This window comes from Deinococcus radiotolerans (genome assembly GCF_014647435.1).
GTDB classification, from domain to species: Bacteria; Deinococcota; Deinococci; order Deinococcales; family Deinococcaceae; genus Deinococcus; species Deinococcus radiotolerans.
In genome coordinates, this window is the sequence record NZ_BMPE01000002.1 from 190,795 (window position 1) to 203,712 (window position 12,918).

At 70.2% G+C, this 12,918-nt stretch carries 13 protein-coding genes; 4 read left to right on the top strand and 9 right to left on the bottom strand.

The features are described from left to right. Positions 1-23: 23 nt before the first annotated feature. The 5 genes from IEY63_RS06825 to IEY63_RS06845 form a co-directional block, all read right to left on the bottom strand. A complete protein-coding gene (locus IEY63_RS06825; protein ID WP_189068254.1) occupies positions 24-515 on the bottom strand; it encodes a DinB family protein in 492 nt (163 codons plus the stop codon). Continuing rightward, positions 512-1,183 carry a phosphoribosylformylglycinamidine synthase subunit PurQ gene (purQ, locus tag IEY63_RS06830; protein ID WP_189068255.1) on the bottom strand — a complete coding sequence of 224 codons (672 nt, stop codon included), beginning with the start codon at positions 1,181-1,183 and terminating at the stop codon, positions 512-514. The genes IEY63_RS06825 and purQ overlap by 4 nt, the downstream gene beginning before the upstream one ends. Next, on the bottom strand, positions 1,180-1,443 hold the full coding sequence (gene purS, locus IEY63_RS06835) for a phosphoribosylformylglycinamidine synthase subunit PurS (protein WP_046843969.1): 264 nt from the start codon (positions 1,441-1,443) through the stop codon (positions 1,180-1,182). The genes purQ and purS overlap by 4 nt, the downstream gene beginning before the upstream one ends. Positions 1,444-1,535: 92 nt before the next feature. After that, positions 1,536-2,255 carry a phosphoribosylaminoimidazolesuccinocarboxamide synthase gene (purC, locus tag IEY63_RS06840; RefSeq protein ID WP_189068256.1) on the bottom strand — a complete coding sequence of 240 codons (720 nt, stop codon included), beginning with the start codon at positions 2,253-2,255 and terminating at the stop codon, positions 1,536-1,538. A 319-nt stretch (positions 2,256-2,574) separates the two neighbouring features. Continuing rightward, the gene (locus tag IEY63_RS06845) at positions 2,575-4,038 is read right to left on the bottom strand and encodes a CbiX/SirB N-terminal domain-containing protein (RefSeq protein ID WP_268239649.1); all 1,464 of its coding nucleotides are present in this window, start codon (positions 4,036-4,038) and stop codon (positions 2,575-2,577) included. Positions 4,039-4,141: 103 nt separating this feature from the next. Between IEY63_RS06845 and IEY63_RS06850 the strand changes: the two genes are divergently transcribed. From IEY63_RS06850 to IEY63_RS06865, 4 genes are all read left to right on the top strand, one after another. Further along, positions 4,142-4,567, top strand: a complete 426-nt coding sequence (locus tag IEY63_RS06850) for a hypothetical protein (RefSeq protein WP_189068258.1) — start codon at positions 4,142-4,144, stop codon at positions 4,565-4,567. 110 nt (positions 4,568-4,677) lie between these two features. Beyond that, a complete protein-coding gene (locus IEY63_RS06855; RefSeq protein WP_189068259.1) occupies positions 4,678-5,763 on the top strand; it encodes a M20/M25/M40 family metallo-hydrolase in 1,086 nt (361 codons plus the stop codon). Between the two features lie 123 nt (positions 5,764-5,886). Then, positions 5,887-7,209 (top strand): S41 family peptidase, encoded by a 1,323-nt coding sequence (locus tag IEY63_RS06860; RefSeq protein ID WP_189068260.1) that lies wholly within the window; start codon positions 5,887-5,889, stop codon positions 7,207-7,209. Positions 7,210-7,335: 126 nt separating this feature from the next. Continuing rightward, entirely contained in the window at positions 7,336-8,505 is a 1,170-nt protein-coding gene (locus IEY63_RS06865; RefSeq protein WP_189068261.1) for a hypothetical protein, read from the top strand. Between the two features lie 70 nt (positions 8,506-8,575). On the opposite strand, the gene IEY63_RS06870 is transcribed toward IEY63_RS06865, so the two are convergent. From IEY63_RS06870 to minE, 4 genes are all read right to left on the bottom strand, one after another. Then, the gene (locus IEY63_RS06870) at positions 8,576-9,520 is read right to left on the bottom strand and encodes an aldo/keto reductase family protein (protein ID WP_189068262.1); all 945 of its coding nucleotides are present in this window, start codon (positions 9,518-9,520) and stop codon (positions 8,576-8,578) included. A 142-nt stretch (positions 9,521-9,662) separates the two neighbouring features. Then, a complete protein-coding gene (locus IEY63_RS06875) occupies positions 9,663-10,694 on the bottom strand; it encodes a GGDEF domain-containing protein (protein ID WP_189068263.1) in 1,032 nt (343 codons plus the stop codon). A 286-nt stretch (positions 10,695-10,980) separates the two neighbouring features. After that, on the bottom strand, positions 10,981-12,048 hold the full coding sequence (locus IEY63_RS06880; protein ID WP_189068264.1) for an FtsW/RodA/SpoVE family cell cycle protein: 1,068 nt from the start codon (positions 12,046-12,048) through the stop codon (positions 10,981-10,983). Positions 12,049-12,662: 614 nt separating this feature from the next. After that, on the bottom strand, positions 12,663-12,917 hold the full coding sequence (gene minE, locus IEY63_RS06885; RefSeq protein WP_189068265.1) for a cell division topological specificity factor MinE: 255 nt from the start codon (positions 12,915-12,917) through the stop codon (positions 12,663-12,665). Position 12,918 lies beyond the last annotated feature (1 nt).

The window sequence follows — 12,918 nt, forward strand, 5'->3', positions numbered from 1 at the left end:
GAGTGGGGAAGAGGAGGTGCGGGTCAGCCCTGCGGTTTGAGGAGCAGGTTCAGCTGGCCGCGGTGGTAGCCGACGTGGCGCAGCTGCATGCCGAGGGCGAGGCGGCGGGGGCGGGTGCCGCTGGGCGTGGCGGCGCTGAAGACCTCGCCGTCCAGAGCGCTGTCGTCGGCCTGTTCCAGCCACGCGACGACCTGCGTGCCGGTGTCATCCAGCGCGGCCAGGATGCGCCCCTTAGGGTCGCTCTCGCCGACGGGCGCGGGCTGGGTGCCCAGCGCCTGCACGCGGGCGTTGTCCTCCCACCCGAGGTGGTGGTAGTTCGGCGTGCGGTCGTCCAGGACCATCAGGCGCAGCCACTCGGCGATGTGCAGGGCGTGCCACGCGGGGCTGTGGCCCATCCGGGGCGTGTGGAAGGCGTCGCCCGGCGCCTGCTCCAGCGCGGCGCGGAACAGCTCCAGTTCGCTGCAGAACTGCTCGGCCAGGTAGGCCGTCACCGCGCCGGGCGATGGGGGGGTCACCGGGACACCAGCGCGCCCTTCAGGCTGTCGAACAGACCGCGGCCGTCCTCGCTGCCCAGCAGGGCCTCCACGGCACGCTCGGGGTGGGGCATCATGCCCAGCACGTTCCCGCGTTCGCTGACGATCCCGGCGATGTCGTTCAGGCTGCCGTTGGGGTTGTCCACGTAGCGGAACACGACCTGCCCCTCGCCCTCCAGCCGCGCGACCGTCTCGGGGTCGGCGTAGTAGTTGCCCTCACCGTGCGCGATGGGCACCTCGATGACCTGCCCCTTCGTGTACGCGCCGGTGAACGCCGTGCCGGTGTTCTCCACGCGCAGGTGAACGGGGCGGCACAGGAAGTGCAGGTCGCGGTTGCGACTCAGCGCGCCGGGCAGCAGGCCGGACTCGGTCAGCACCTGGAAGCCGTTGCAGACGCCCAGCACGAACCCGCCGCGTTCGGCGTGCGCCTTGACGGCCTGCATGATCGGGCTGCGCGCGGCAATCGCGCCGCTGCGCAGGTGATCGCCGTAACTGAAGCCGCCGGGCAGGAACACCAGCTCCGTCCCCTGCGGCAGCCCCGCCTCGGTGTGCCACACGAACTGCGCGCGCTCATCAAGGAGCAGCTGCGCGGCGTGCAGCGCGTCGCCGTCGCAGTTGCTGCCGGGAAACTGGATGACGGCCGTCTTCACGCCCCGACCAGCTCCTCGCTCAGTTCCCAGCGGGCGTCCTCCATCACGGGGTTCGAGAGCACGTTCTCCGTGATGTCCTTCAGCTGCGCCTCCACTTCCGCGCGGCTGCCCGAGAGGGTCAGTTCGATGTACTTCCCGACGCGCACGCCACTCACGTTCCCGTGATCGAGGTGCGACAGCGCCCGCTCCACGGTGCGGCCCTGCGGGTCGAGAATGCTGGGCTTCAGGGTCACGAACACTTTCGCTTTAAAGGTGGACATGGTGGGGCTCCTTCGGAGGGCAGGTGGTTAATGGGTGATGGTTGAGAGGAAGGGCGGACGGATCGGCGTTGCGACCTGTCAACTGTCGACCATCAACGGGCAGGCGCGGTCACGCGCCGGAGCATCTCGGCATAGGCGTCTTCCACGCCGCCGAGGTCGCGGCGGAAGCGGTCCTTGTCCATCTTCTCGTTCGTCTGGGCGTCCCAGAAGCGGCAGGTGTCGGGGCTGATCTCGTCGGCCAGGACGACCGTGCCGTCCGCGAGGGTGCCGAATTCCAGCTTGAAGTCAATGAGGCGCACGCCGCGCGCGGCGAAGTACGGCACGAGGAACGACTGCACGTTCAGCGCCAGTTCACGGATGCGCGTCAGCTGCTCGGGGGTGGCCCAGCCGAGCGCGACGGCAGTGTCCGTGTTGATCAGGGGGTCACCCAGCGCGTCGCTCTTGTAGCAGTACTCCACGACCGGGCGGGACAGTTCGGTGCCTTCCTCAACGCCTAGGCGTTTGCTGAACGACCCGGCGGCCACGTTGCGCACGATGACCTCCACCGGGATGATCGTCACGGCCCGCACGAGCTGCTCGGTGTCCGACAGCTGCCGGATGAAGTGGGTGGGCACGCCCGCCGTTTCCAGCTTCGGGAAGAGGTGCGCGGTGATCGCGTTGTTGATCGCGCCCTTGCCGCCGATCTGGGCTTTCTTGACGCCGTTGAAGGCGGTCGCGTCGTCCTTGTACTCCACCACGTACTCGTTCGCGTCGGGGGTGGCGTAGACGCGCTTGGCTTTCCCCTCGTACTTCAGTTCGCCTTTACCGGTCATACGCCCTCCGTGGGGAGCGCGCGCTCCCCGGAATGTAGGAAACGCGTCCCCCGGCAGGCGGGGCGACGCTGAAATGTCGCAGAACTGAGCATGTGCAGGCCTCCATCGCCGTCTCTCGGACGGGCTTACCGCTCCCGGTGCGGGGGTGCGGGGCGTCTCACGGGACGCGGGTGGAAGAAAAGATGTATGCCCGCCCCGCGCCCGACCGGGCGAGAAAGCGGTCACCGCTGCGCAGCGTAACACCCCCGCATGAGCTGCACGCGGAGGTGTTCAGAGGACTTGGACGAGCGGGCCGGACCGGGGGAGGGCGGGGCGCGGCTCAGTCGTCGCTGGCAGCGGCCGCCTTCTTCCGCGCGACTTCCTCGCGCACCTCGGCCACCAGGAACGTGCAGGCTTCCGCGCAGGGCATCCCGCCGGGCACGCCGTCCAGGAACGAGTGCGTCAGCCGCTCCCCGGCCCACAGGCGCGTGCGCAGGCAGGCGCCGCACACGCGGGTCGCGACCCGCTCGACCTGTTCGGGCACGGCGCGCTGCACCTTCGCGTAGATGCCCGTCTGCCGCCGCGCGGTGGTCGCCCAGGGCGTGGGGCGCAGCGCGTGGCAGCTGTGCGCGTACGTTTCCTCGACCATCGCCGGGTACGCGTAGTGCACGGCGCGCCGCAGGTCCGCCTCGTTCAGCACGGCCCGCCAGCCGCGCGGCACGCTACGCAGCGTATGCACCGGTCGGTGCTCGCCGCCGTCCGTGACGCGCACCTGGTCCCGCACGCCCTCCGGCGTGACCAGCGTCATCAGGTCCCCGCCGGGGCGGCCTTCATCCAGCTGGTGGCGGACCTCGAACACGCCCAGTTCCGGCGTGATCAGCAGTTCCCCGATGCGGGTGCCGGCGCGGGCGCGGCTCAGGAACGCCTGCCAGGCGGCTTCGTGGCCCCGCTCGGCGTCCCCGCCGGGTCCGAGCGTGCCGCGCGCTTCCTCCGCCAGGTGCACGATCACGTCCGCGATGGCCGCGTGCGTCCCGACGGGCCGCGCGTAGAGCACCTGCTGCGGCCCGTGCGGGTTGCCCGGGAAGTCCGTGACCTGGCCGGTCAGGCCCAGGTCCTGCGGGATGGTCTCTAGGGTGTGCCAGCCCTCCGAGGCGAAGAACGGCACGATCACCACGCGCGGGGCGCGCACCCGGTCCGGCCAGCCGTTCACGCGCGGCTCCTCATCCAGGAACAGGGCGTGCACCTCGCTGAACAGGCCCGTACCGGCCAAGCGCGCGGCGTTCTCGTGAATGACCCGGCTGCTGTTCTCGTTACGGGTCGTGCCGTGCCCCAGCACGATCAGCGCGGTCTCGATGCCGTCGGCCGGGCCGTCCGCGCCGAGTTCGGGGAGCACCTCGCGGGCGCGGGCCACGATCACGTCCGTCATGGCCGGGTGCACCCCGTATGGCAGGGTGTACCGCACTGTGCGGCCCCCGATCACGCGGGCGATCCCCTCGGGCGGCACGGGGCCCTGGTGCCCCAGGCCCAGTTCACGCGGGATCACGGTTTCGGTGAAGTACCCCTCGCTGATGAACATGGGGATCACGGTGACGTCGGTGCTGGCGGTCGTGCGCAGCACCTGCCGCAGGGACGGCTCTTCTTTCCAGTAGCCCTCGATCACCTCGTCGAACAGGCCCGCGCCGCGCAGCAGGTCCGCGTACCGGAACACGGCGCGCGCCGAGTCGCTGTTCAGGTGAGAGCCGTGACCAATGAGGACCAGTGACCGCATACCCCTGCAACTGTAGCGCCCGCGCTGCCCGGCCACCCATGAACGGCGCTGAAGGCCCCACTCACGCCCGCCCGGCGGCGCGGGGCGTAGCGTGGCGGACGACAACCCCAAGCCCCTCACCTGAACCGGAGGTCCCCGTATGTTCTTCCAGCAGAAAGACCGTCACGAGCAGATGGCCCGACTCGACCCGCGCGACACGAACGGCGACGGGCAGGTCAGCCCCCAGGAAGCCGCCGCGTACATTCAGGATTACCTGCAGCAGGCCAGCCCCGACGAACGCAACCAGATCCTGCGGGATTACGTGGGTGGCATGAGCCCCGACCAGCGCCGCGAGATGGGCGACGCGATTGTGCGCAGCCCCGCCAACCCCGTCACCCAGGTGCGTCACGACGACGACAACGACCTCGTGGACGCCTACACCCGCACCGCGCAGGCCCCCGCGCAGGACGGCAAGAGTCCCCTGGAAGCGGCGTTCGCGCCTGGCGGGATGCTCAGCAGCCCCCTGGTCAAGGCGGGCCTGGTGGGCCTGGCCGGCATGATCGGCAGCCGCATGCTGCGCCGCTGACCCACGCGCTCCAGCTGTGCCCTGCGCCCCCGCCTGCACCGGTGGGGGCGTCTGCTGTGCGCGCGCGGCTGCGCTGCATGGCCGCGCGCGCGCACGTACAATGGCGCGCAATGCCCCTGACGTACCTCAAACGGATCGCCCAGACGCCCGCCCCGACCTTCCATGAGGGTCGGCGCGCGGACCTGATCGCGGACCTGTGGACTGGCCTGGGCTACCCGGTCGAGCGGGACGAGGTGGGCAACGTCCTGACGCGCCTCGCCACCCCCGACACCGAGGGCCTCCCGGCGCTGCTGCTCGCCTCGCACCTGGATACCGTGTTCGACGAGGGTACGGACGTCACCGTCCGCGAGGAGGGCGGCCGTCTGGTCGGGCCCGGCGTGGGGGACAACAGCGCCAGCCTGGCCGTGATGACGGCGCTGCTGCGCGACCTGCGCGAGCGGCCCCTGGCCCTGCGCCGACCCCTCTGGATCGCCGCGAACGTCGGCGAGGAGGGCCTGGGAGACCTGCGCGGCGCCAAGCACCTGCTGGGGCAGCACCGCGCGCAGCTGGGCGCGTTCCTGGCCGTGGACGGGTACCTGGGCATCGCCGTGACCCGCGCGGTGGGCGTGCGCCGTTACCGCGCGGTGTTCATCGGGCCGGGCGGGCACTCCTGGGGGGATCAGGCACCCAGCGCGCTGCACGCTCTGGGCCGCGCGATCAGCGCCCTGTACGCGCTGCACCTGCCCACCAGTCCGCGCACCACCCTGAATGTCGGCGTGGCCACGGGCGGGACCAGCGTGAACTCGATTGCCGGGACGGCCGACCTGCTCCTTGACCTGCGGTCCCTGGACGGCGAGGTCCTGGCCGACCTGGACCGCCGCGCCGTGGCCGCCCTGCACGCGGCGGCGCGCGAGGCGGGCGTGAAACTGCACCTGGAACGCGTTGGGGACCGACCTGGCGGGGACCTGCACGGGGACGCGCTGCTGGAGATCGTGCGGGACGCCAGCCGCGAGGGCCGCATTGACCTGCGGATGGCGAGCAGCAGCACCGACGCGAACGCCGCCGTCCCGCATGGCCTGCCCGCCCTGGCCGCCGGGGTGTACCGCGGCGGGAACGCGCACCGCACCGACGAGTGGGTGCAGGCCAGCAGCCTCGTGCCGGGCCTGAAGTTCCTGCGGCGGGTCGTGGAACTCTACCAGCGCCGCCCGGTCCGCTGACCCGCCGCACAGTCCTGGCGTCTTGGGCGCGGATTTGGCCGTCCTGGCGGGCGAATCCTGTGACTTCTGTCGCAATCACGGCCCACCAAATTCCCATGCGCGCGGCGCACAATGAGGGCACCAATGAACGCCCAACACCGCCCGCTGCCGGCCCTGTCCTTCCTTCGCGCCGCGCGCACGGCGGGCCTCACGGCGCTGCTGCTGGGCGCCGGGTTCGCGCCCGCCCTGGCGCAGGGCGTCGTGTCGCCCGCGCAGGACCTGTTCAACCGCGCCAACCAGCTCATCCAGAACGAGTACGGGGGGCTGTCCAGCGTGGACCGCCCCGGCCTGACCCGCGAGTACCAGACCCGGCTTGACAACGTGTGCGCGCCCACCCCGGACACCTGCGCCGAGGCGAAGGCGTACCCGGTGCTGGAAGCGGAACTGACCGCGCTGGGCGACGAGCACTCCTTCTTCCAGACGCCCGAGGACTACCGGGACTTCCGCGCCAGCGCCACCGGCGGCAGCCGACTGCAATTCGGCGTGAAACTCAGCGCGCTGGACGGCCAGAACCGCGTGGTCAGCGAGGTCGTGCCCGGCAGCGCCGCCGAGGACGCGGGCCTGCGGCGCGGGGACGTGCTGCTCAGCATTGACGGGCAGCCCTACACCTACGAGAACCTGCGCGCCGCGCGCGAACAGGGCCGCACGATCACGCTGGGCGCCACGCGCCTCGAGCAGCCCCTGACCCTCACCATCACCGCGCGGGAGAGCAGCACCGTGGACCTGCCGCGCCTGAGCTTCGTCCCCGCCGCGTCCGGCGAGGCCGCCGTGATCCGCATCCCCACCTTCCTGTCCGGCGGCGGGGTCGCGCAGCGCGTGCATGACCTGGTCGGGCAGGCGCAGGACCGCGGGGCGCGCGGCGTGATCGTGGACCTGCGCGGCAACACGGGCGGCAGCCTCGCCGAGTGCGACAGTTCGGTCAGTGCCTTCGTCCCCAGCCTGACCCGCCTGGCCCGCAGTCCCGACGGGAACGCCCGCACGGTCGTCAGCCGCGGCACCCGCCTGGAAGACGGCCGCATCGCGGGCAGCGTCCGTCAGCCGAACCTGTGGACCGGGCCGGTCGCGGTGCTGGTGGACGAGGGCAGCGCGTCGTGCAGCGAGTTCTTCGCGTTCGAGATCCAGTACGCCCGGCGTGGCCCGGTGCTGGGCGAGCAGACGGCCGGGGTGGGCAACACCGCCACCCGCGTCTTCCCGCTGGGCGAGGGCGCGCTGCAACTGACGATCCTGAACTACGCCAAGCCCGACGGCACGCCGTACCCCGTGAGTGTCACGCCGGACGTCGTGCGCGCGCAGGGCGAGGCGGCCACCCGCGACCTGATCCGCGGCCAGGACAACCTGCTCAGCGCGGGCGTCGAGGCCCTGGACAGCGCGCCCACCCTGGGCCTGAATCCCTTCGGGCGGCCCTGACCTGTCCGCTCAGCGCGGCCCACCGGGTGCGGCGGGGCCGCGTTGCCCTGAGGGCACGGCCTGCTGCCCCGCGATGCCGGACGCGCCCCGCCACCCGGACCCCGCGCAGGGCCTATCCTCCGGGGCATGAGCGACATTGCAGAACGCTACGTGCGGCTGGCCCACGCCATTGACGCGCACTCGGAAGGCTTCATTGACGGGTACGGCGGCCCGCAGGCGTGGGCCGCGCGTGAGCAGCGCGACCCGCAGGCGCTGCGCGAGGAGGCGCAGGTCCTCCTGAACGACGTGGCGGGCGTACCCGAACCGGAACGGCGCGCGTGGCTGGACGTGCAGGTGCGCGCCATGCACACCATGACCCGCCTGCTGTCCGGCGAGACCCTCCCGTACGCCGAGGAGGTGCGGGGCCTGTACGACATCGAGCCGCGCCGCGCCGACCTGAGGGCCCTGGACGCCGCGCTGGCCGAACTGGACGCCGCGCTGCCCGGCACCGGCACGCTGCCCGAGCGGGAGGAGGCCCTGCGCGCCCGGCTGGCCGTGCCGCGTGAGGACATCCTGCGCGTGGCCCAGCCGATCCTGAGTGAACTGCGGGGGCGCGTGGCCGGGCGTTTCGGCCTGCCGGACGGCGAGGATTTCAGCATCGAACTGGTCACCGACAAGCCCTGGAGCGGATACAACTGGCCGCTGGGCAACCTCCGGAGCCGCATTGACATCAACACGGACCTCCCGGTCCTGCTGCCCGCCCTGCCCGACCTGATGGCGCATGAGGGCTACCCCGGGCACCACACCGAGCACGCCACCAAGGAAGCGGGGCTGGTGCGCGGCCGCGGCTGGCAGGAGCACAGCATCCAGCTCATCAACGCGCCCGAATGCGTCGTCTCCGAGGGGATCGCCGTGAACGCCCTGCGCGCCGTCATGACCCGAGCGGAACTGGAAACCTGGCTCACCGGGGACCTCGCCCAGCTGGCCGGCATCGACCCGGACGACATCCGCACGTTCCTGGCCGCCAGCCGCATCAAGAAGGCCCTGTCCGGCGTGAGCGGCGAGGCCGCCATGCGCCTGCACGCCGACCACGCCCCCGAAGCCGAGGTGCTGGACTTCCTGCGCACCTACGCCCTGGCCAGCGAGGCCCGCGCCGCGCAGTCCCTGCGGTTCATTCAGAACCCGAACTTCCGGGCGTACATCTTCACGTACGCGGTCGGCGGGGACCTCGTGGAAGCGGAACTTGAGCGGGGCGGCGCCGACGCCTACGCCCGGCTGCTACGCGAACCGGTCACGCCGGGCCAGCTGCGCGCCTGAAGCGAACAGACAACCGAACAGACAACAGGGCGCGGGAGAGGCGGTGGCCTCTCCCGCGCCCTGGCCGGATTCAGCGCTTGAGGATGGTCTCGATCTGCTCCACGGCGTCGCTGCTCAGGCGCACGCCCGCCGCCTTGACGGTGTCCTCGATCTGCTGCACTTTCGTGGCGCCCGTGATGACGCTGCTCACGCCCTTCTGACGCAGAAGCCACGCCAGGGCCAGCTGCGCGCGGGTGATGCCCAGCTCGTCCGCGATGGGTTTGAGGTCACGGACCTTCTGGATGTTCTCCTCGGTCAGGAAGTTCTTGCCCCAGTTCTCCTTCTCAGTCAGGCGCGCGCCTTCGGGTTTGCCCGCGTCGTACTTGCCGGTCAGGAGGCCCATCGCCAGGGGACTCCAGACGACCAGGCCCACGCCTGCGCTCTCGGTGTAGGGCAGGATCTCCTGCTCCACGCGGTCGCGGCGGATCATGGAGTACTCGGGCTGCTCGGTGACCGGGGCGTGCAGGCCGTTGGCCCTGGCGAACTCGACCGCCTGCGCGATGCGCGCCGCGGGCCACATGCTCGTGCCCCAGTACAGGGCCTTGCCGTCCCGGATGACCTGATCGAAGGCCATGACGATTTCCTCCATGGGGACGTCCGGGTCGTAGCGGTGCGCGAAGTAGATGTCGAGGTGATCGGTGCCCAGGCGCTTGAGGCTCCCATCAATGCTGTGCAGGACGTGCTTGCGGCTCAGGCCACGGTCGTTCACGTCGTCACTCATGGGCCAGTAGACCTTGGAGCTGATGACCAGCGTGTGGCGCGGGAATTCCTTCAGGGCGGCGCCCATGAGTTCTTCGCTGCGGCCCTTGGCGTAGATGTCCGCCTGATCGAAGAAGTTCACGCCGCCGTCGTACGCGGCGGTGACAATCTCGCGCACCATGGCCGAGGCGTCCTGGTTGATGCCGTAGGTCTCCCAGCCGCCCAGGGCGACTTCGCTGACCTTCAGACCACTCCTGCCGAGGTTCCGGTATTCCATGCGCGACACTTTATCTCTTAAAGCATTCGCGGCAAGTCAGATGGACATTTCATAAAGGAAGCCTCATCACAGTGCCTCTGGGATGTGAAAACCCTGCGCCCGGCACGCCTCCAGAGGTCATCAGAGGCTGCCGCAGTCCCATTCAGGAGGCCAGCCGCGTCTGGTCACGGCCCGCGGACTTCGCGGCGTACAGGGCCTCATCTGCGCGGCGCAGCAGCGTCGGCAGCGGATCAGGCGCCCGCGACGACGCCAGCGCCACCCCAGCACTGACCGTCACCCCCAGCGCATCAGGCCGCCGGGAAAATGCCTGCCGCGCTGCATCTACCCGCGCCAGCAGCGTCTGCTCATCTGGTGCGGCCGTCACCCACACGAACTCCTCCCCACCGTGCCGGGTCAGCAGATCACCCGGCGCCGCCTGTGCCCGCAGGACCTCTGCCAGCACCTGCAGCACCCGGTCGCCTCCCGCGTGCCCGTACCGGTCATTCACCGCCTTGAAGTGATCCAGGTCTAGCATCACCAGCCCCGTGAACCCGGCCTCAAGCGGACGCGGCGCGCCGAACAGATCAAACAGGGCGCGGCGGTTCCCCAGCCCCGTCAGGGGATCAGTCCGGCCCGCCAGCACCAGCGCCTGCGCCTCCCGCTCCGCCACCCCCCGGAAGTACGCCACGGCCACCCCGGTCAGCAGCACCGGCAGGACCGTGACCAGGACCTCCACCAGCCACAGGTACGGCGCGTGCCCGCTGTATTGCGCGCCCGCCCGGACCACCAGCGTGATGCACACGACGCCCACGACCTGCTGCACCCACACCAGGCGTCTGGGCAGGAACCCCGCGGCGAATACCGTCACCCACAGCTGCGTCATGCTGGAAAACTGCGTGCCGAACCGCCACGTCTCCCCAAGCGTCCCGCCCAGACTGCACGCCTGCGCCAGCAGCAGGAACACCAGATCCACCCGGCTCAGCGGCAGCCCGCGCCGACTGGCGCCCAGCAGACCCAGCGCCAGCACGCTCCCGGCCGCGTTCCCCAGCAGCAGCGCCCACCCGGCCGCCGGAGCGAACCCGGTCCCCGCCGGGAGCAGCAGGCCCACAACGGACAGCACCAGTCCGCCCGTAAAGAACATCAGCAGCACCCAGAACTTCACCGCGTCGCGGTGCGGCGCCAGACGATTCGGCACAGGCTGCGGCCTCATGCTGCCATTGGGCCTCCGGCGCTCTCACAGCAGCATGACGGACCGCACGCCAGCGCGCCCACGGGCCACTCAGGCGACCGGTACCCGCTACTCAGAAGAAGGCCCACGCAGCGCGCCCCGAGGCCGTTCGGGCCGCACCCCCAGGCCGGACCGTGGGGGAGGCATACCCCCAACTTTTCAAGGCGAAGCGGCACCCTGACCCGGGCCGATGGCCGTCACCCCGGCGGGCTCACGCGCTGGACAAAGGGATGGCCGCGCGAGCCTCATCCGGTCAGATCTGGCCGTCGAACCGGTCGCGGTACACCACGTACGCCACGCCCAGCGTCGTCAGCGTCGACACCAGACTGCTCAGCCCGTAACTGATCAGCGGCAGCGTGATCCCAGTCAGCGGCAGCACGCTCAGGGCCGCACCGATGTTCTCCACCACCTGAAAGCCGATCTGACCCAGAATGCCCGCGAACAGCACCTGATCCTGAAGTCGGGGCGACTGCGCCGCCATACCCGCCAGCCCCCAGAACAGAGCCCCATACAGCACCAGCACACCCAGCGCGCCCACCAGCCCCTGCTCCTCCGCCCAGGTGCTGAACGCAAAGTCCGTGTGCGCCTCGGGCAGGAAGCCGTTGTGCGACTGGCTGCCCTGCTTGTACCCCTTGCCCTCCACGCCGCCCGACCCGACCGCGATGACACTCTGAATCACCTGATACCCCGCGCCACGCGGATCCTCGTACGGATTCACGAAGATCGTCAGCCGCTTCTGCTGGTACGGTTCCAGATGCGGGAACAGCACGGTCGGGACCGCCACACTCACCGCCAGCATCGCCAGCGCCGCGTGCCACCACGGCATGCGCGCCGCGAGAAGCATCACGCCGAACATCACGCTCAGCACCATCGCCCCACCGAAATCGTTCACGATCACCAGCGCCGCCGCCGGCGCGAACACCGCCAGCGCCCGCGCGTACGTGGACCAACCCCGGAATCCCTCCCGCAACACCACCGCCAGCATCAGGATCAGGGCCAATTTCATCAGTTCCAGCGGCTGAAACTGCACCGGGCCCAGCATGATCCAGTTCTTCTGCCCGTTCACTTCCTTCCCGATCACGAACGTGCTCGCCTGAAGCAGCAGCGCCAGCCCGAACAGGTGCGGCGCGAACCGGTAGATGCGGTCGCGGCCCGCCCACCACAGCACGCCCAGCGGCACGGCAGCCAGCACCACGCCCAGCACCTGCTTCACGAAGATGCCCTCCGAGGCGCGGGGCGACAGGGCCGCCGTACTCACGGTCATCAGGCCAGCCACGAGGAGCAGCGCGATAATGATGGGGAAACGCAGGTCGTACTTCATGCAGAACTCCGGGCGCAGGTCACGCCCTCCAGCGTAGGCGCAAGTGACCAGAAAATCCTAAGAATCCCGCGCCCGTCCCTCATCCAGCGGCAGACCAGGGGATGCACGAGAAAGGAGCTTCCGGCGCGTGCCGGCTGGGGCGACCTCAGGCACTGCGGCGACTCGGCACTCGACTGCTCCAGGTGCGTTCGGTGAGGACCAGCGTGGCGCCCCCTGCTGTGGATCCTGCGCCGCGCCCCGGCTTGTGCCAATCACGAGCCTCATCTTCCCGCTGAGATCCGTGTTCATGCGTCGCCTGACGCAGCTAGCCCTGGATGAATCGGGCTGGACGCCACGTTCAGCCAGCAGGACGCACCTGCCCCGGGCGTGCAGTGCGAACGACGCCATGTCCTGTTGGGTTCCTGCCCACGCAGGGTGGGGAAGAGGCACGCCGCAGATGCCAGTTCACGGAACCCACCGGGCCCAGTGCAGAACACTCACGTCAGCGAATCCGCTCAATTACGAAATAAGCCAGCAGGCAGTTTTCAGGTTCGGGTTCAACTGAACGGTGCGTTCAGACGGCGCAAAAGGCAGGCGCCGCGCCCGCGGACACCTGCCCCTTCCTCAACCGCCGCTCAGCGGGCTCGGCCACCACCGACGGGCGGCTCATCCAGCGGAATGTTCGCCATCAGCACGACCATATCGCCCCGCTGCTCAACCTCCACGCTGCTGTTGCCGGCCGGGAAGTACCGCTTGACGACCTCCAGCAGATCGTTGCGCAGCGCGTCCACCTTCCCGGGCGGAATCTGCGCCCGGTCGTACGCCAGAACCAGCTCCAGGCGGTCTTTCAGCGTCTCCTTCGTCCGCCCACGCTTCATCCAGGAGAACACG

Bases quoted from the DNA above. Each gene is read 5' to 3' on its own strand.
- IEY63_RS06855 (WP_189068259.1), top strand. From the start codon at position 4,678: ATGCCCCTGACGTACCTCAAACGGATCGCCCAGACGCCCGCCCCGACC.
- purC (WP_189068256.1), bottom strand. From the start codon at position 2,255: ATGACCGGTAAAGGCGAACTGAAGTACGAGGGGAAAGCCAAGCGCGTC.
- IEY63_RS06860 (WP_189068260.1), top strand. From the start codon at position 5,887: ATGAACGCCCAACACCGCCCGCTGCCGGCCCTGTCCTTCCTTCGCGCC.
- IEY63_RS06850 (WP_189068258.1), top strand. From the start codon at position 4,142: ATGTTCTTCCAGCAGAAAGACCGTCACGAGCAGATGGCCCGACTCGAC.
- IEY63_RS06870 (WP_189068262.1), bottom strand. From the start codon at position 9,520: ATGGAATACCGGAACCTCGGCAGGAGTGGTCTGAAGGTCAGCGAAGTC.
- purS (WP_046843969.1), bottom strand. From the start codon at position 1,443: ATGTCCACCTTTAAAGCGAAAGTGTTCGTGACCCTGAAGCCCAGCATT.
- IEY63_RS06880 (WP_189068264.1), bottom strand. From the start codon at position 12,048: ATGAAGTACGACCTGCGTTTCCCCATCATTATCGCGCTGCTCCTCGTG.
- IEY63_RS06865 (WP_189068261.1), top strand. From the start codon at position 7,336: ATGAGCGACATTGCAGAACGCTACGTGCGGCTGGCCCACGCCATTGAC.